Below are 16,284 nucleotides of genomic sequence, written 5' to 3'. Positions count from 1 at the left end.
GCCTGGGGCCGTACCCTGTACAGGCTGAAGGCAAATGGCTGAGGAAGCTTGAGGAAGGCGTACGGCGGACATGGCGCAGCAGGACAGCGGGCAGCAGCGGACGGCGGACGAGGCGGAGGACATCGAGTTTTTCGACGACACCATCGACGCCGAGCAGCGCGAGAAGGAGCACCGCGAGCGCGGCACGGTCCGCCCGATCACCGTCTACGGCAACCCGGTGCTGCACCGCCGCTGCAAGGACGTCACGGAGTTCGACGACAAGCTCGCCCAGCTCATCGACGACATGTTCGCCAGCCAGCGGGCGGCGGAAGGCGTGGGCCTGGCCGCCAACCAGATCGGTGTCGACCTGCGCGTCTTCGTCTACGACTGCCCGGACGACGAGGGCGTACGGCACGTCGGCGCGATCTGCAACCCGGAGATCGAGGAGCTGCCGGCCGACCGCCGGGTGCTCGACGAGTCCAACGAGGGCTGCCTGTCCGTGCCGACCGCCTACGCCCCGCTCGCGCGCCCGGACTACGCGATCTGCCGCGGCCAGGACGCGCAGGGCAACCCGATCGTCGTCAAGGGCACCGGCTACTTCGCGCGCTGCCTGCAGCACGAGACCGACCACCTGAACGGCTACCTCTACATCGACCGGCTGTCCAAGCGAGAGCGCAAGGAAGCCCTGCGGCAGATGGCTGAGGGCACCCCGCGCTACGAGACGGTCCCGAACGACTGAACCACGGCACCGATAGCGAGTGGTAAGGGGCGGACCCCATTGGGGTCCGCCCCTTACCTGTGCGCCTCCCGCCCGTCATGCGCGGGTAGTTGACGCGCGTCGAGCGCCGCGGCGGCGACCCGGCCACTCGACGGGCGCCAGTCGCGCAACTACGTGACGTGACCACGGCGCACCGAACAAGGCCCGGACGTGGCCGGGGAGACCGCTCCGGTCGCTACACAGGGGGAAGTACCCATGCGACTTCGAGCCATCACCGCCACCGCTGCCGGCGTCATGGTGGCGGGCCTGAGCCTGACCGCCTGCGACTCGGGTGGCAGTGCCAAGGCAACCGGCAGCGACGGCAGTTCCGCCGACCGAGGCTCAGTTCACAGCCGCTGCCACGCATGCGAGCGAGTCCGAGCGACCATCTAGATCACCAACGCTTCCGTTCCGATCCCCGCTGCCACGGGATCGGGACGGAGTTCGCGGGTCAGAAGTCGTCGTCGAAGGCGACCGAACCCTCCACCGCGACCTGATAGGCGGACACCCGGCGCTCGAAGAAGTTCGTCAGCTCCTGGACGTTCTGAAGCTCCATGAACGAGAACGGGTTTTCCGAGCCATAGCGGGCCGGCAGGCCGAGGCGGCGCAGGCGCTGGTCGGCGACGCACTCCAAATACTGCCGCATCGAATCGGTGTTCATTCCGGGCAGGCCGTCACCACACAGATCGCACGCGAACTGCAGCTCGGCCTCGACGGCCTCCTCCAGCATCGCCGTGACCTGCTTGCCCATGTCCTCATCGAAGAGGTCCGGCTCCTCCTCGCGGACGGTGTCCACGACCGAGAACGCGAATTCCATGTGCATGCTCTCGTCACGGAAGACCCAGTTGGTGCCGGTGGCCAGCCCGTGCAGCAGCCCCCGCGAGCGGAACCAGTAGACGTAGGCGAAGGCGCCGTAGAAGAACAGCCCCTCGATACATGCCGCGAAGCAGATCAGGTTGAGCAGGAAGCGGCGGCGGTCTTCCTTCGACTCCAGGCGGTCGATCTCCTCCACGGAGTCCATCCACCGGAAGCAGAACTGCGCCTTCTCGCGGATCGACGGGATGTTCTCGACTGCCGCGAAGGCGGCCGCACGGTCGTCCGGGTCCGGCAGATAGGTGTCGAGCAGCGTCAGGTAGAACTGGACGTGCACGGCCTCCTCGAAGAGCTGCCGCGACAGATACAGCCGCGCCTCGGGGGAGTTGATGTGCTTGTAGAGGGTGAGCACCAGATTGTTGGCCACGATCGAGTCGCCAGTCGCGAAGAAGGCGACCAGACGGCCGATCAGGTGGTGCTCGCCCGGGGAGAGCTTGGCGAGGTCGGCCACGTCCGAGTGGAGGTCGACCTCCTCCACGGTCCAGGTGTTCTTGATCGCGTCCCGGTAGCGCTCGTAGAACTCCGGGTAGCGCATCGGACGGAGCGTCAGCTCGAAGCCCGGATCGAGGAGGTTCTTCGGAGAATCAGAGGTGCCGACGCGCAGCGTCGTCGTTGCGGGGTGGTGGTCGGTGGGGTCCCCCACGCCGGAGGCAAGGGGAGGGTGGGCCGGGGTGGTCATTACTGGCAGGCCTCGCAGGACTCGGGGTTTTCAAGAGAGCAGGCGACGGCGTCGGCGGACTCGGTCGTCTGCTGTACTGGGGGTCCCCCCGCCGAAGGCAGGGCGCGGAGGTCGGCGGCCGTCGAGTTGCCGGCCGCGCGGGCGATCCGGGTGGCCGGGCGCGAACGCAGGTAGTACGTCGTCTTCAGGCCCTGCTTCCATGCGTACAGGTACATCGAGCTGAGCTTGCCGATGGTCGGCGAGGCCATGAAGAGATTCAGCGATTGGCTCTGGTCGAGGAACGGCGTACGGGCCGCGGCCATGTCGATCAGGGCCCGCTGCGGGATCTCCCACGCCGTGCGGTACAACGTGCGCACGTCCTGAGGCAGCCAGGCGAAGTCCTGCACCGAGCCGCCCGATTCGCGCAGCGCCTCGCGGGTCCGGGCGTCCCACACACCCAGCTGCTTCAGCTCCTCCACCAAGTACGAGTTGACCTGAAGGAATTCGCCCGACAAGGTCTCGCGCTTGAAGAGGTTCGAGACCTGCGGCTCGATGCACTCGTACACGCCCGCGATCGAGGCGATCGTGGCCGTGGGCGCGATCGCCAGCAGCAGGGAGTTGCGCATGCCGGTCCGGGCCATACGGGCGCGCAGCGCCTCCCAGCGCTCCGGCCAGTGCGGCTGGACGCCGTAGTGATCCGGGTGCAGCACCCCGCGTGCGGCGCGCGTGGAGGACCAGGCCGGGTGCGGGCCGTGCCGGTCGGCGAGGTCGCAGGACGCCTCGTACGCCGCGAGCATGATGCGCTCGGCGATCTGGGTGGACAGCCGTGCCGCCCCGGGGGAGTCGAAGGGCAGCTTGAGGCGGAAGAAGACGTCCTGCAGGCCCATCACGCCGAGGCCCACCGGGCGCCAGCGCTCGTTGGACGCCGCCGCCTGGCGGGTCGGGTAGTAGTTGATGTCCACGACCCGGTCGAGGAAGGTGACGGCGGTGTGCACGCTGGCGTCCAGCCGCTCCCAGTCAACCGTCCCGTCCGCACCCAGATGGGCAGCGAGGTTGACGGACCCCAGGTTGCACACGGCCGTCTCGCCGTCGCTGGTGACCTCCAGAATCTCGGTGCAGAGGTTGGAGGAGTGGATGACCTTGCCCGGCTCGGCCGTCTGGTTGGCGGTGCGGTTGGCAGCGTCCTTGAAGGTCATCCAGCCGTTGCCGGTCTGCGCGAGGGTGCGCATCATCCGGGCGTAGATCTGCCGGGCCGGAACCTGCTTGACGTAGCGGCCCTCCGCCTCCGCCGTGCGGTAGGCCAGGTCGAACTCCTCGCCCCACAGGTCGACCAGCTCCGGCACGTCGGAGGGCGAGAACAGCGACCACACCCCGTCCGCCTCGACGCGGCGCATGAACTCGTCCGGGATCCAGTGCGCCAGGTTGAGATTGTGGGTGCGGCGCGCGTCCTCGCCGGTGTTGTCACGCAGCTCCAGGAACTCCTCGAGGTCCGCGTGCCAGGTCTCCAGATAGACGCAGGCCGCGCCCTTGCGCCGGCCGCCCTGGTTCACGGCCGCGACCGAGGCGTCCAAGGTGCGCAGGAACGGCACGATGCCGTTGGAGTGCCCATTGGTGCCGCGGATCAGAGCACCGCGGGACCGCACCCGGCTGTACGGCAGGCCGATGCCGCCCGCGTGCTTCGACAGCCGCGCGACCTGGTGGTACCGGTCGTAGATGGAGTCCAGCTCGTCCAGCGGCGAGTCCAGCAGATAGCAGGAGGACATCTGCGGGTGCCGGGTACCGGAGTTGAAGAGGGTGGGGGAGCTGGGCAGATAGTCCAGGCGGCTCATCAGCCGGTAGAGCGCGGCCACCTCGTCGACCGCCCGGCCCGCGTTGCCAGCGGCGAGGCCGCAGGCGACGCGCAGCATGAAGTGCTGCGGCGTCTCGATGACCTGACGCGTCGTGGGGTGGCGCAGCAGATAGCGGCTGTGCAAGGTGCGCAGCCCGAAGTAGCCGAAGCGGTCGTCGGCGCCGTCGGCCAGCGCCGTCTCGACAAGCGTGTCCAGGCGCGCGGCGTGTGTCCGTACGAACTCCGCGGTGCTGTCGGCGATCAGACCCTCGCGGTGGCCGGTCCCGACGGAGGCGGAGAAGGAGACCGCACCCTGGCTCGCGGCCTCGTCGGCGATGGCGCGGGAGAGCAGACGCGCCGCGAGCCGCGAGTACTGCGGGTCCTCGGAGATCAGACCGGCCGCGGCCTCGGTCGCCAGCCCCCGCAACTCGGCCTCGTCCGAACCCGCGTGACGGCCGCGCAGCGCCGCGGCGGCGACCCGGCCGGGGTCGGTCGCGGGAAGGTCGGCGGTGAGGTCGGTCAGGGTGCGCAGCAGCGCGGTTCCGGGGCCTTCGGGGCCGTCCTCGGCTGTGGTCGATGAGGACGGATCTACGGGCGCGATGGTCACCGGTGTGCTCTCCCTCGCTCGGCTGGGGGCCGCGAGGGGTGATGCGCGACGGGCGCATACGGGCGTACGTCCCCCGGGCAGGGCGAAGTGACACCGCGCAGCGTCCGCCGACCCAACCCGCGAGGCCCGGACGATTTCGGCCCGGTCGGTCGATCCGGGCAGGCCGCCGACAGGTATTCGGACTGGCACGCGCGACGTGCGCGTGTCTACACCGTTGCGGGACAGTTCCGGAGTCGCACCGGATTCCCCTGCTGCGGCAGCGAGCATGAGCATACATCTTGTGCTGTAGTCCGCGCGCGGCCCCCACATATTGTGGCGGGGCTTGGGGTGGCCACATCGGGCTCGCCCATCACAGCTCGCAGCTGAGCACCTGCAGCACGACGCCCGGTATCGGCTCCCAGTCCCGCTCCGGAGCCCGTAGAAACCCAGCCGCCGTACAGCCGATGGGCCGTCACCATCTTCTGGTTTCAGGTGGGGGGGAGCGGAGTCACGAAGCCGAGTGTGCACCAGGGGTATGACAACGGGCCGCCGCCCCGTGCGGGGGCGACGGCCCGTGGCCGGTGCGTACCGTACGGCTGCCTGACCGTACGGATCCGCGGTGTCAGTTCTTGGCGGGGGCTTCCGCGGTGTCAGCGGCGTCGTCGGGACCCGGGCCGGGCGCTCCGACTGTGGCCGGCGGCAGCTTGGTCCGCACGCCAGGCTCGCCCGCATCCGCCGTGTAGTCGTCCGCGGAGGTCTCGTCCACACCCTCCGGCGCCTTGACGGCCTTCAGGACCACCGTGAGCACCACCACGACCGCGACGTTCAGCACGAAGGCGGTCAGCCCGATGTAGCCCTTCTCGCCGATGAGCGGAATCAGGTTGGTGTTGCCGAAGTGCGGCTGATTGGGACCCGGCGTCTCGTACGCCTTCCAGGTGCCGTAGAGCATGCCGGCCGCCCAGCCCGCGATCAGCGCCCAGCGGTGGAACCACCGCGTGAACAGGCCGCCCACCAGCGCCGGAACGGTCTGCAGGATCCAGATCCCGCCGAGCAGCTGGAAGTTGATCGCCACCGTCTTGTCCATGGTCAGGACGAAGGCCAGTGCACCGACCTTCACCAGCAGCGAGGCGATCTTGGAGACCTTGGCCTCCTGCGCCGGCGTCGCGTCCCGCTTGATGAAGTCCTTGTAGATGTTCCTGGTGAACAGGTTCGCGGCGGCGATCGACATGATGGCCGCTGGGACCAGTGCGCCGATGCCGACGGCCGCGAACGCCACACCCGCGAACCAGTCCGGGAACATGTTCTCGAACAGCTGCGGGATCGCCAGCTGCCCGTTCTCCACCTTGATCCCGGCGGCGATCGCCATGAAGCCGAGCAGCGCCAGCATGCCCAGCATCAGCGAGTACAGCGGCAGGATCGTCGTGTTGCGCCGGATGACGTTGCGGCTCCCGCTGGAGAGCACCGCGGTCACCGAGTGCGGGTACAGGAAGAGCGCCATCGCGGAGCCGAGGGCCAGCGTGGCGTACGCCCACTGCGCCTGCGGTGCCGTGACGAGCGAGCCGCGGGGCAGCCCCGTCTGCGGGTTCTTCACCGCGAAAGCGTCGCTCGCCGCGGAGAAGATGTGGTCAAAGCCGCCCAGCTTGATCGGTATGTAGATGATCGCCACCGCGATGACGAGGTAGATCAGGGTGTCCTTGACGAAGGCGATGAGCGCGGGGGCGCGCAGCCCGGAGGAGTACGTGTAGGCGGCGAGCACACCGAAGGCGATCAGCAGCGGCAGGTCCTTGACGAACCAGTGGGTGCTCGTGCCGCCGCCGATGCCCATCACGTCCAGCACCGCCTGAATGCCGACGAGCTGGAGCGCGATGTACGGCATGGTCGCGAGGATCCCGGTGACCGCGAGCGCCAGCGACAGGCCCTTGGAGCCGAAGCGGCCGCGTACGAAGTCCGAGGAGGTCACGTAGCCGTGCCGGTGCGCGACCGACCACAGCCGCGGCAGGAACGTGAAGACCAGCGGATACGTGATGATCGTGTACGGCACGGCGAAGAAGCCGGCCGCGCCCGCCGCGTAGATCGCCGCCGGGACGGCGACGAAGGTGTAGGCGGTGTAGAGGTCGCCGCCGAGCAGGAACCAGGTGATCCAGGTGCCGAAGCTGCGGCCGCCCAGGCCCCACTCGTCGAGGTTCTCGGCGTTCTCCGCGCGCCGCCACTTGGCGGCCAGGAAGCCCATGACCGTCACGGCGACGAAGAAGAGGCCGAACACGACCAGGGCGATGACGTTCACGCCGTCCTTCACTGCGACGCACCCCCCTTGCGCGCCTTCTCATGGCGCCGGATCACGGCGTACGCGACGGCGGTGAGTGCGGTAGAGATCAGCACCCAGAGCATCTGGTACCAGTAGAAGAACGGGATGCCGATCACGGTCGGCGTCACCCGGGAGTACGAGCCGACCCACAGCAGGGCCACGAACGGAATGAACAGGCATACGCCCGCCACGGTCAGCGGCAGGGCGGCGACCCCTCTCTGGCGGTCTTCTGGTGGTTCTGTCATGACCCGGCACCGTCCCCTCGAGTGATCTCCTCCGTAATGCGGGGGAAATCTAAGGGAGGCTCCCTCCGGACGTCACCCCCGTTCGTATATCGGTACGGAAACGCTTGATGGAACCGCAGGTCAGGAGCGATGTGGGGGTGCCGCGCCGATCAGTGGGCCAGTGTCAGCCGACCGGCGTCCGCTATCCGCCTCAGGTGCCCGGCCGTTGCAGCCGGGCGACGAACTTGTACCGGTCGCCGCGGTAGACCGACCGCACCCACTCCACCGGTTCGCCGTTGGTGTCGATCGAGTGCCGCGAGAGCATCAGCATCGGCAGGCCGACGTCCGTGCCGAGCAGCCCGGCCTCGCGCGGCGTGGCCAGCGAGGTCTCGATGGTCTCCTCGGCCTCGGCGAGCCGGACGTCGTACACCTCCGCCAGGGCCGTGTAGAGCGAGGTGTACTTGACCAGGCTGCGGCGCAGCGCCGGGAAGCGCTTGGCCGACAGATGCGTGGTCTCGATGGCCATCGGCTCGCCGTTCGCCAGCCGCAGCCGTTCGATGCGCAGGACCCGCCCGCCCGTCGCGATGTCGAGCAGGCCGGCGAGCCGGTCGTCCGCCGTGACGTAGCCGATGTCGAGCAGTTGCGAGGCCGGCTCCAGGCCCTGGGCCTTCATGTCCTCGGTGTAGGAGGTGAGTTGCAGGGTCTGCGAGACCTTCGGCTTGGCGACGAAGGTGCCCTTGCCCTGGATCCGCTCGAGCCGGCCCTCGACGACCAGCTCCTGGAGGGCCTGCCGCACGGTCGTACGGGAGGTGTCGAACTCGGCGGCGAGGGTGCGCTCCGGGGGGACCGGTGTGCCGGGGGGCAGCGTCTGGGTCATCTCCAGGAGGTGGCGCTTGAGGCGGTAGTACTTGGGCACGCGCGCGGTGCGCGCCGCGCCGCCCGCCCCATGAGGGGCCTCGTCTCCCGAGTGGAGCGTGGGGGCGTGCTCTGTGGCCTGGGCGGCGCCGTCGGACTCCATGGTCTGCCTCCCCGGCTCATCTCCTGCCGTCACCGGCTCCTCCGTCTGTAGCGGCTCACATCGTGGCACGGTCCGGCCTCAGCGGGTGGCCCCCGTCCGGGTGTCGGAACGGTAACGGACCCGACAGCGACTCTTATACACCCTTGACACCCTCAAAGGTCTAGGCCAAGCTGCCCGCACTGGTCTAAACCATTATTGACCACATCCGGTTCGTGGAGGAGGGGTGCTATGAAGCGCGGGCTCATAGCAGCGACGGGTGTCGCGGCCATGCTGGCGAGCGTCGCCGCCTGCGGAAGCAGCGGCGACGGGGGGAACAAGTCCGGCTCGGACGGCTTCAAGGGGGAGACCCTGACCGTCTGGGCCATGGACGGTTCCACCCCCGAGGGCTGGACGAAGGCCGTCACGGCGGAATTCGGGAAGAAGACCGGCGCGAAGCTGAAGTTCGAGACCCAGCAGTGGAACGGCATCCAGCAGAAGATCACCACAGCGCTCTCGGAGTCGGAGCCGCCGGACGTCATCGAGGTCGGCAACACCCAGACCCCGGCGTACGCCCGGACCGGCGGCCTCGCCGACCTGACCGATCTGAAGAAGGAGATCGGCGCGGACTGGACCGCGTCGATCAACAAGTCCGCTGTCTACGGCGGCAAGCAGTACGCGGCGCCCTGGTACGTCGCCAACCGCGTCGTCGTCTACAACAAGAAGATCTGGGCCGAGGCCGGCCTCAAGGGCACGCCCGAGACCCGTACCGAGTTCTTCAGGGACCTCGAGGCGATCGGGAAGAAGACCGATGCGGAACCGATCTATCTGCCCGGCCAGAACTGGTACTTCTTCGACGGCCTGACCATCGGCACCGGGGCCGACCTGGTGAAGAAGGACGGCAAGAAGTGGGTGTCCAATCTCGCCGATTCCAAGGTCGCCAAGGCCATGGACATCTACCGGCAGTACCAGTCCTTCAGCAAGGCCCCCAAGGACAAGGACGAGGCGACCCCGCAGCAGGCGGAGGTCTTCGCCAAGGGCAGGACCGGCGCCTTCATCGGCATGGGCTGGGAGGCGGCCACCGCCATCAAGGCCAATCCGAAGATCGAGAAGGAGATCGGCTACTTCACCATCCCCGGTGAGACCGCCGGCAAGCCCGAGGGCGTCTTCCTCGGCGGCTCCAACCTCGCCGTCGCGGCCGGGAGCCAGAAGCAGGAACTGGCCAAGGAGTTCCTGAAGATCGCCCTCTCCGACACGTTCGAGGGCATGCTCGCCGAGGAAGGCGGCGTCATCCCGAACAAGCAGTCGCTGCAGTCCCGCCTGAAGGGCAACGCGGCGGCCGAGGCCGCCGCCCCGGCCGCCGCCGGCGGTGGCACCACTCCGCTGATCCCCGAGTGGGCCCCGGTGGAGAACCCGCCGAACCCGATCAAGACCTATATGACCGCCGTCCTGAACGGTAAGTCGCCCACGGCCGCCGCCCAGCAGGTCGAGGCCGAGTTCAACAAGCGCCTCAGCCAGCAGCAGTAGGGCACCACCAGCCCTGCCGGGGACGGGCGACCGTTTCCGGCAGGGCCTTGACGCGTATGGCTCATTACGGCCCACCACGGCTCGTCGGCACCAGGAAAGAGATGGCAGGCATGTCAGTGCAGACCGAACGGGCGGCCCCGGGCCCGGCCGCCGGCATCCCGGAGAGCACGGGAGGACCGCCCACCCGACCGGGACGGGAGAGCGGGCGGGCAGGACGCTCCGCGCCGTATCTGCTGCTGCTCCCCGCGCTCGCCGCGACCGCCGCCTTCCTCGGCTGGCCGCTGGTGAGCAACGGCCTGCTGTCGTTCCAGAACCTCAACATGGGGCAGCTGATCCGGCATGTCACCGAGTGGAACGGCATCGAGAACTACCGCTCGATCCTGGGCAGTGAGGACTTCTGGCGGGTCACCGTCCGGTCGGTGGTCTTCACCGCCGCCAACGTCGTACTGATCATGGTGCTCGGCACCCTCATCGGCCTGCTGCTGGCCCGGCTCGGCAGGGCGATGCGGCTGCTGCTGTCCGTCGGCCTCGTGCTGGCCTGGGCCATGCCGAACATCGCCGCCACCACCGTCTACCAGTGGCTGTTCGCCCAGCGCTTCGGCGTCGTCAACTGGGTCCTCGACCGGCTGCTCGGCCTGCACAAGATGGCCGACTTCAACTGGACCGGCGGCCAGCTGTCGACCTTCTTCGTGGTCACGGTCCTGATCGTCTGGCAGTCGATCCCGTTTGTCGCGCTCAACCTCTACGCGGCGACGACGACGATTCCCGCCGAGCTGTACGAAGCGGCCGCGCTGGACGGCGCCGGCGGGTGGAGGAGCTTCACCTCGGTGACGTTCCCCCTCATCAAGCCCTTCCTCCTCGCCACGACCTTCCTCGAGGTGATCTGGGTCTTCAAGGCCTTCGCCCAGATCTACGCCATCAACGCCGGCGGCCCCGACCGGCTCACCGAGACTCTGCCGATCTACGCCTTCGTCGAGGGCATCGGAAACCAGCACTACGGCATGGGCGCGGCGATCTCGCTGCTGACCATCCTGATCCTGCTGGCCCTGATGTCCTACTACTTCCGCATCGCCCTGCAGCAGGAGAGGGACGAGCTGTGACGCGCTCAGACTTCCGCAGCATCGTCATCGTCCGCGCCCGGGGCACATGGCCCGCCGTGGCCGCCCTCGTCCTGGCCGTCGGGTTCGTCTTTCCCGTCTACTGGATGTTCAGCACGGCCTTCAAGCCCACCGGGGCCATCATCAGCGAGGACCCGGTGTGGTTCCCCGGCGATGCCACCCTCGAACACTTCCGTACGGCCGTCGGCGCGGAGAACTTCTGGACGCTGGTCCGCAACTCCGTCACGGTCACCGTCCTCGCCGTGGTCCTGTCGCTGCTGATCGCGCTCCTCGCGTCCTTCGCGATCGCACGGATGCGCTTCAGGGGCCGCAGGGGTGTCGTCCTGACCTTCATGATCGCGCAGATGGCACCCTGGGAGGTCATGGTCATCGCGATCTACATGCTGGTGCGGGACGCCGACATGCTCGACAGCCTCCTGCCGCTGACAGCGTTCTACATGGTCATGGTGCTGCCGCTGACGATCCTCACGCTGCGCGGATTCATCGCTGCGGTGCCGGCGGAACTGGAGGAGTCCGCCATGGTCGACGGCTGCTCGCGGCCGCAGGCCTTCGTGAAGGTCGTTCTCCCGCTGCTCGCGCCGGGCCTGATGGCCACCTCGCTCTTCGGCTTCATCACCGCGTGGAACGAATTCCCGCTGGTGCTGATCCTCAACAAGGACGCCGAGGCCCAGACGCTGCCACTGTGGCTGTCGAGCTTCCAGACCAACTTCGGCAACGACTGGGGCGCCACCATGGCCGCCGCTTCCCTGTTCGCCCTGCCGATCCTGGTGCTCTTTGTGTTTCTGCAGCGGAAGGCGGTCGGGGGTCTGACCTCCGGCGCGGTGAAGGGATGACGTAGTGCCATGACAACCGTCGTACGCAACACCGGCAGCCTCACCCGCGATGCGCTCGCCGTCCTGCAGCCCGGTTTCACCGGCACCAGCGCGCCCGACTGGCTGCTGCGCCGGCTCGGGGAAGGGCTGGTGTCGGTCGGCCTGTTCGGCCGCAACATCGCCTCGCCCGAGCAACTCGCCGCCCTCACCGCCCAGCTGCGGGCCGAGAGCGGCGATCTCCTCGTCGCCATCGACGAGGAGGGCGGTGACGTCACCCGCCTGGAGGCCCGTACGGGCTCCTCCTTCCCCGGCAATCTCGCCCTCGGGGCGGTCGGCGATGTGGATCTGACCCGGGCCGTCGCCCGGGAGCTGGGCCGCCGGCTCGCCGAGTGCGGCGTCAGCCTCAACTGGGCGCCCTCCGCGGACGTCAACTCCAACCCCGACAACCCCGTCATCGGCGTCCGCTCCTTCGGCGCCGACCCGGCCCTGGTCGCCCGGCACACCGCAGCGTATGTCGAGGGCCTGCAGGCGGCGGGGATTGCCGCCTGCACCAAGCACTTCCCCGGGCACGGCGACACCGACGTCGATTCCCACCACGCCCTGCCGCGCATCGGCGCCGACCTGGAGACGCTGTACGCCCGCGAGCTCGTGCCCTTCCGCGCCGCCGTCGAAGCCGGCACCAAGGCCGTGATGAGCGCGCACATCCTGCTGCCCGCGCTGGATCCCGACCGGCCCGCGACGCTGAGCCGTCCGGCGTTGTGCGGCCTCCTTCGCGCCCCTGTCAGTGAGGGCGGGCTCGGCTTCGAGGGCCTGATCGTCACCGACGGCATGGAGATGCGCGCGATCTCCGCCGCCTACGGCATCGAGCGCGGCAGTGTGCTGGCCATCGCCGCGGGTGCCGACGCGATCTGTGTCGGCGGCGGCCTGGCCGACGAGGAGACCGTGCTGCGGCTGCGCGACGCGCTCATCACCGCCGTACGCGAGGGTGAACTGGCGGAGGAGCGGCTTGCCGACGCCGCGGCACGGGTGCGCGCACTGGCGCGCTGGACATCGGGCGCGCGTGCGGTAGCGAGGACCGCGCCCGCGCCCGAGGTGGGGCTCGTGGCCGCCCGGCGCGCGCTCCGCGTGACGCGTGCTCAAGGGGCGTACGAGCCACTGACCGCGCCCCCGTACGTGGCCGCCTTCACACCGGTGGCCAATATCGCCGTCGGCGACGAAACCCCGTGGGGCATCGCCGCGGAACTGGACCGTCTGCTGCCCGGTACCACGACCGGCACATACGGCAGCGGCACCGCCGCCGAGACCGGGATGCCCGCAGTGATCGCGCAGGTGCTGGAGGCGGCGGCCGACCGTAGGATCGTCGCAGTGGTCCGCGACGTTCACCGGCACCCCTGGATGGCCGACGCGCTGGACGCCCTGCTCACCGCCCGGCCCGACACCGTGGTGGTCGAGATGGGGGTGCCCCAGGCGCCGCCCGCAGGAGCGTTGCACATCGCGACGCACGGCGCCGCCCGCGTCTGCGGACGGGCCGCCGCTGAAGTCATCACCGGTACGGCGGCCGGGAGTTGACGGCCGTGGTTCGCTCGAGCTCGACACACAGCCCACTGGAGGCACCCAGCATGTCCGCCACGACTCCGACCCAGCACAGCCAGCAGCCGGGCCGGTTCATGTCCGGCGAGATGGCCGAGCAGCCCGCGGTGCTGCGCCGCATCCTCGACGAGGGGGCGGCCAGGATCCGCGAGACCGCCGAGCGGATCGCGGCGCAGGGCCCGCGGTTCGTACTGCTCACCGCGCGCGGCACCTCCGACAACGCGGCCCTGTACGCCAAGTACCTGCTCGAGGTGCGGCTGGGCAAGCCGTGCGGCCTGACCTCCATGTCCACCACCACGGCGTACGGTGCCAAGCCGGATCTCACCGACTGCCTGGTCATCACCGTCAGTCAGTCCGGTGGCTCGCCGGACCTGGTGGCCTCCACGACGGCGGCCCGCGAGGCCGGTGCGATCACCCTCGCGGTGACCAACAACGCCGACTCCCCGCTCGCCGCGGTCTCCGAGTTCCACATCGACGTTCTCGCCGGCCCGGAGAAGGCGCTCCCGGCGACCAAGACCTACACCGCCGAGCTGCTGGCCCTCTACCTCTTCGTCGAGGGCCTGCGCGGCGGCGACGGCGCGGCCGCCAAGGTGCTGCCGGAGCTCGCCCAGCAGATCCTCGACCGCCAGGACGAGGTCAAGGCGCTGGCCGCCCGCTACCGCTTCGCCGAGCGCATGGTCCTCACCTCCCGCGGCTACGGCTACCCGACCGCCAAGGAGGCAGCGCTGAAGCTGATGGAGACCAGCTACATCCCGGCGCTGTCCTACTCCGGCGCCGACCTGCTGCACGGCCCGCTCGCGATGGTCGACAACATCTCACCGGTCATCGCGATCGTCACCGAGGGCAAGGGCGGCGAGGCACTTCAGCCCGTGCTCAAGCGGCTGCGCGACCGTGGCGCGGACCTGGTCGTGATCGGCAGCCAGGCCGAGGTGGACACGGCCTGCGCCGGCTTCGCGCTGCCGACGGCGGAGGTGGCCGAGGAGGTCCAGCCGATCCTGGAGATCCTGCCGCTGCAGATGCTCGCGTACGAGGTCACCATCGCCCGCGGCCAGGACCCGGACGCCCCCCGCGCGCTGGCGAAGGTCACCCGGACCCGCTGAGCGCGGCTGCCCGTAACACACTTCGGGCCGCGGCGCCGGGACAGGACCCTCAACCTGTCCGGCACCGCAGCCCGGAGCTGACGCCGGCCGATCGCGCCTGGTCGCGAGGTGTGCGGTACCTCGCGGCGCTCCGGCCGACCCGAGGCCGCCGACGCCGTCAGGGCAGAGAGCGCCACGTGCCTCGTTCCACCCTCCGGTGCGGGGAGGACGGACGTTTTACCTTCTCATTGTGGACTAGACCATTATTGTCTGTCCATGGGCCGCCGCAGGTTAAACGAACTCTGCCACAGGTAGGCTCGCACACGTGCCCTCCATGAACGACCTGGTCCGCCAGCACACAGCACTCAGCGACTCCGACCTCGAGTGGCTGCACCTGCTGGTCTCCGAGTGGCAGCTGCTCTCCGATCTCTCCTTTGCAGACCTCGTGCTGTGGGTGCCCACCCTCGACGGCACCCGCTATGTCTCCGTGGCGCAGATGCGGCCCAACACCGGCCCCACCTCCTACCAGGACGACATGGTCGGGCACCTCGTTCCGCGCGGGCGCCGCCCCATGCTCGACGCCGCCCTCGACGAGGGCCGGATCGTACGCGAGGGCGACCCCGAATGGCGAGAGGAGGTGCCGGTCCGGGTCGAGTCGATCCCCGTACGGCGTGAGGGCCGCGTCCTCGGCGTGATCGCCCGCAACACCAATCTGCTGACCGTACGCACGCCCAGCCGGCTCGAACTCACCTATCTGCAAAGCGCATCCGATCTGGCGCAGATGATCGCCGCCGGGGCGTTTCCGTTCCCGGGCCAGCAGGTCGACATGGACGCCTCGCCGCGCGTGGGCGACGGCCTGATCCGGCTCGACGCCGACGGCATCGTGCAGTACGCCAGCCCCAACGCCCTCTCCGCATACCACCGGCTCGGCCTCGCCGCGGACCTGGTCGGCCACCACCTCGGCCAGACCACCGCCGAACTCGCCCCGTCCCGCGGCCCGGTCGACGAAGCCCTGGTGAAACTCGCCAGCGGCTGGGCCCCGCGCGAGACCGAGGTCGAGGCGAACGACTGCGTCATCCAGCTGCGAGCCATCCCGCTCAAGCCGAAGGGCACCCGCATCGGCTCGCTCATTCTGCTGCGCGACGTCACCGAACTGCGCCGCCGCGAACGGGAGTTGATCACCAAGGACGCCACCATCCGGGAGATCCACCACCGGGTGAAGAACAACCTGCAGACCGTGGCCGCCCTGCTGCGTCTCCAGGCCCGCAGGATGGACTCCGATCAGGGGCGGGAGGCGCTCGAGGAGGCCGTACGGCGGGTCGGCTCGATCGCGATCGTGCACGAGACCCTGTCCCAGAACCTCGATGAGCGCGTCGAGTTCGACGAGATCGCCGACCGGGTGCTCGCCATGGTGGCGGAGATCTCCCCGGGTCGGGTGACCGGTACCCGGACGGGCCGCTTCGGCATACTCCAGGCCGAGGTCGCCACCCCGCTGTCGATGGTGCTCACCGAGCTGCTGCAGAACGCCCTGGAGCACGGCTTCGGGCCGGGGGAGCACGGCACGGTCGAGGTGTCCGCCGTACGCAGCGCCGGGCGGGTGCGAGGCGAGGGCCGACTGCTGGTGACCGTGCAAGATGACGGGCGCGGACTCCCCGACGGCTTCGATCCGCAGCGCACGGGCAACCTGGGCCTGCAAATCGTAAGGACCCTGGTGGAGGGGGAGCTGGGCGGGACGTTCGACATGGTGCCGGCGCCCGAGCGGGGCACGCGCGCGGTGCTGGACATCCCTGTCCGGGTCGAGAAGCACTGAGCTGAGCAGCACCACGGGTGAGCAATGCAACAGGGTGAGCAATGCAACAGGGTGAGCAGTACAACTGTGAGCCCCGGACCGGACGACCGGTCCGGGGCTCACATTGCTGGGGGCACCCCCAGACGAAGCTCTACGCTGAGCATC

General features: G+C 69.3%; 12 protein-coding genes and 1 riboswitch. Of the genes, 7 read left to right on the top strand and 5 right to left on the bottom strand.

Annotated features, from left to right (window positions below; translation table 11 throughout):
- Window positions 1–70: 70 nt before the first annotated feature.
- Window positions 71–718 (top strand): peptide deformylase, encoded by a 648-nt coding sequence (gene def, locus ACY34J_RS02505; RefSeq protein ID WP_462724634.1) that lies wholly within the window; start codon window positions 71–73, stop codon window positions 716–718.
- A gap of 469 nt (window positions 719–1,187) precedes the next feature.
- On the opposite strand, the gene ACY34J_RS02500 is transcribed toward def, so the two are convergent.
- The 5 genes from ACY34J_RS02500 to ACY34J_RS02480 form a co-directional block, all read right to left on the bottom strand.
- Complete coding sequence (locus ACY34J_RS02500; protein ID WP_462724728.1) at window positions 1,188–2,144, bottom strand: ribonucleotide-diphosphate reductase subunit beta; 957 nt, start codon at window positions 2,142–2,144, stop codon at window positions 1,188–1,190.
- 143 nt (window positions 2,145–2,287) lie between these two features.
- Window positions 2,288–4,702, bottom strand: coding sequence for a ribonucleoside-diphosphate reductase subunit alpha (locus ACY34J_RS02495; RefSeq protein ID WP_462724635.1), 2,415 nt, complete (start codon window positions 4,700–4,702; stop codon window positions 2,288–2,290).
- A 151-nt stretch (window positions 4,703–4,853) separates the two neighbouring features.
- Window positions 4,854–4,985, bottom strand: a riboswitch (cobalamin riboswitch).
- A 318-nt stretch (window positions 4,986–5,303) separates the two neighbouring features.
- Window positions 5,304–6,977, bottom strand: a complete 1,674-nt coding sequence (mctP, locus tag ACY34J_RS02490) for a monocarboxylate uptake permease MctP (RefSeq protein ID WP_462724636.1) — start codon at window positions 6,975–6,977, stop codon at window positions 5,304–5,306.
- Window positions 6,974–7,231 (bottom strand): DUF3311 domain-containing protein, encoded by a 258-nt coding sequence (locus ACY34J_RS02485; protein WP_462724637.1) that lies wholly within the window; start codon window positions 7,229–7,231, stop codon window positions 6,974–6,976. Before ACY34J_RS02485 ends, mctP begins: the two co-directional genes overlap by 4 nt.
- A gap of 190 nt (window positions 7,232–7,421) precedes the next feature.
- Window positions 7,422–8,228 (bottom strand): GntR family transcriptional regulator, encoded by an 807-nt coding sequence (locus ACY34J_RS02480; RefSeq protein WP_462724638.1) that lies wholly within the window; start codon window positions 8,226–8,228, stop codon window positions 7,422–7,424.
- Between the two features lie 228 nt (window positions 8,229–8,456).
- Between ACY34J_RS02480 and ACY34J_RS02475 the strand changes: the two genes are divergently transcribed.
- The 6 genes from ACY34J_RS02475 (at window position 8,457) to ACY34J_RS02450 (ending at window position 16,140) form a co-directional block, all read left to right on the top strand.
- Complete coding sequence (locus tag ACY34J_RS02475; protein ID WP_462724639.1) at window positions 8,457–9,731, top strand: extracellular solute-binding protein; 1,275 nt, start codon at window positions 8,457–8,459, stop codon at window positions 9,729–9,731.
- Window positions 9,732–9,841: 110 nt separating this feature from the next.
- Complete coding sequence (locus ACY34J_RS02470; protein ID WP_462724640.1) at window positions 9,842–10,831, top strand: carbohydrate ABC transporter permease; 990 nt, start codon at window positions 9,842–9,844, stop codon at window positions 10,829–10,831.
- A 104-nt stretch (window positions 10,832–10,935) separates the two neighbouring features.
- Window positions 10,936–11,682, top strand: coding sequence for a carbohydrate ABC transporter permease (locus tag ACY34J_RS02465; protein ID WP_462724729.1), 747 nt, complete (start codon window positions 10,936–10,938; stop codon window positions 11,680–11,682).
- A gap of 9 nt (window positions 11,683–11,691) precedes the next feature.
- Window positions 11,692–13,230: a glycoside hydrolase family 3 protein gene (locus ACY34J_RS02460; protein ID WP_462724641.1), complete on the top strand. Its 1,539-nt coding sequence runs from the start codon at window positions 11,692–11,694 to the stop codon at window positions 13,228–13,230.
- Between the two features lie 50 nt (window positions 13,231–13,280).
- The gene (locus ACY34J_RS02455; protein ID WP_462724642.1) at window positions 13,281–14,351 is read left to right on the top strand and encodes an SIS domain-containing protein; all 1,071 of its coding nucleotides are present in this window, start codon (window positions 13,281–13,283) and stop codon (window positions 14,349–14,351) included.
- A gap of 313 nt (window positions 14,352–14,664) precedes the next feature.
- The gene (locus ACY34J_RS02450) at window positions 14,665–16,140 is read left to right on the top strand and encodes a sensor histidine kinase (RefSeq protein WP_462724730.1); all 1,476 of its coding nucleotides are present in this window, start codon (window positions 14,665–14,667) and stop codon (window positions 16,138–16,140) included.
- The last annotated feature ends 144 nt before the right edge of the window (window positions 16,141–16,284 follow it).

It is taken from the genome of Streptomyces sp. HSS9-12 (assembly GCF_054963655.1).
This window is presented reverse-complemented; position numbering and strand designations above follow the sequence as displayed.

What these genes read in the sequence shown, in the direction of transcription:
- def (WP_462724634.1), top strand. Translation starts at nt 71, where the DNA reads ATGGCGCAGCAGGACAGCGGGCAGCAGCGGACGGCGGACGAGGCGGAG.
- ACY34J_RS02475 (WP_462724639.1), top strand. Translation starts at nt 8,457, where the DNA reads ATGAAGCGCGGGCTCATAGCAGCGACGGGTGTCGCGGCCATGCTGGCG.
- ACY34J_RS02500 (WP_462724728.1), bottom strand. Translation starts at nt 2,144, where the DNA reads ATGCGCTACCCGGAGTTCTACGAGCGCTACCGGGACGCGATCAAGAAC.
- ACY34J_RS02460 (WP_462724641.1), top strand. Translation starts at nt 11,692, where the DNA reads ATGACAACCGTCGTACGCAACACCGGCAGCCTCACCCGCGATGCGCTC.
- ACY34J_RS02480 (WP_462724638.1), bottom strand. Translation starts at nt 8,228, where the DNA reads ATGGAGTCCGACGGCGCCGCCCAGGCCACAGAGCACGCCCCCACGCTC.
- ACY34J_RS02485 (WP_462724637.1), bottom strand. Translation starts at nt 7,231, where the DNA reads ATGACAGAACCACCAGAAGACCGCCAGAGAGGGGTCGCCGCCCTGCCG.
- ACY34J_RS02465 (WP_462724729.1), top strand. Translation starts at nt 10,936, where the DNA reads ATGTTCAGCACGGCCTTCAAGCCCACCGGGGCCATCATCAGCGAGGAC.
- ACY34J_RS02450 (WP_462724730.1), top strand. Translation starts at nt 14,665, where the DNA reads ATGAACGACCTGGTCCGCCAGCACACAGCACTCAGCGACTCCGACCTC.
- ACY34J_RS02470 (WP_462724640.1), top strand. Translation starts at nt 9,842, where the DNA reads ATGTCAGTGCAGACCGAACGGGCGGCCCCGGGCCCGGCCGCCGGCATC.
- ACY34J_RS02455 (WP_462724642.1), top strand. Translation starts at nt 13,281, where the DNA reads ATGTCCGCCACGACTCCGACCCAGCACAGCCAGCAGCCGGGCCGGTTC.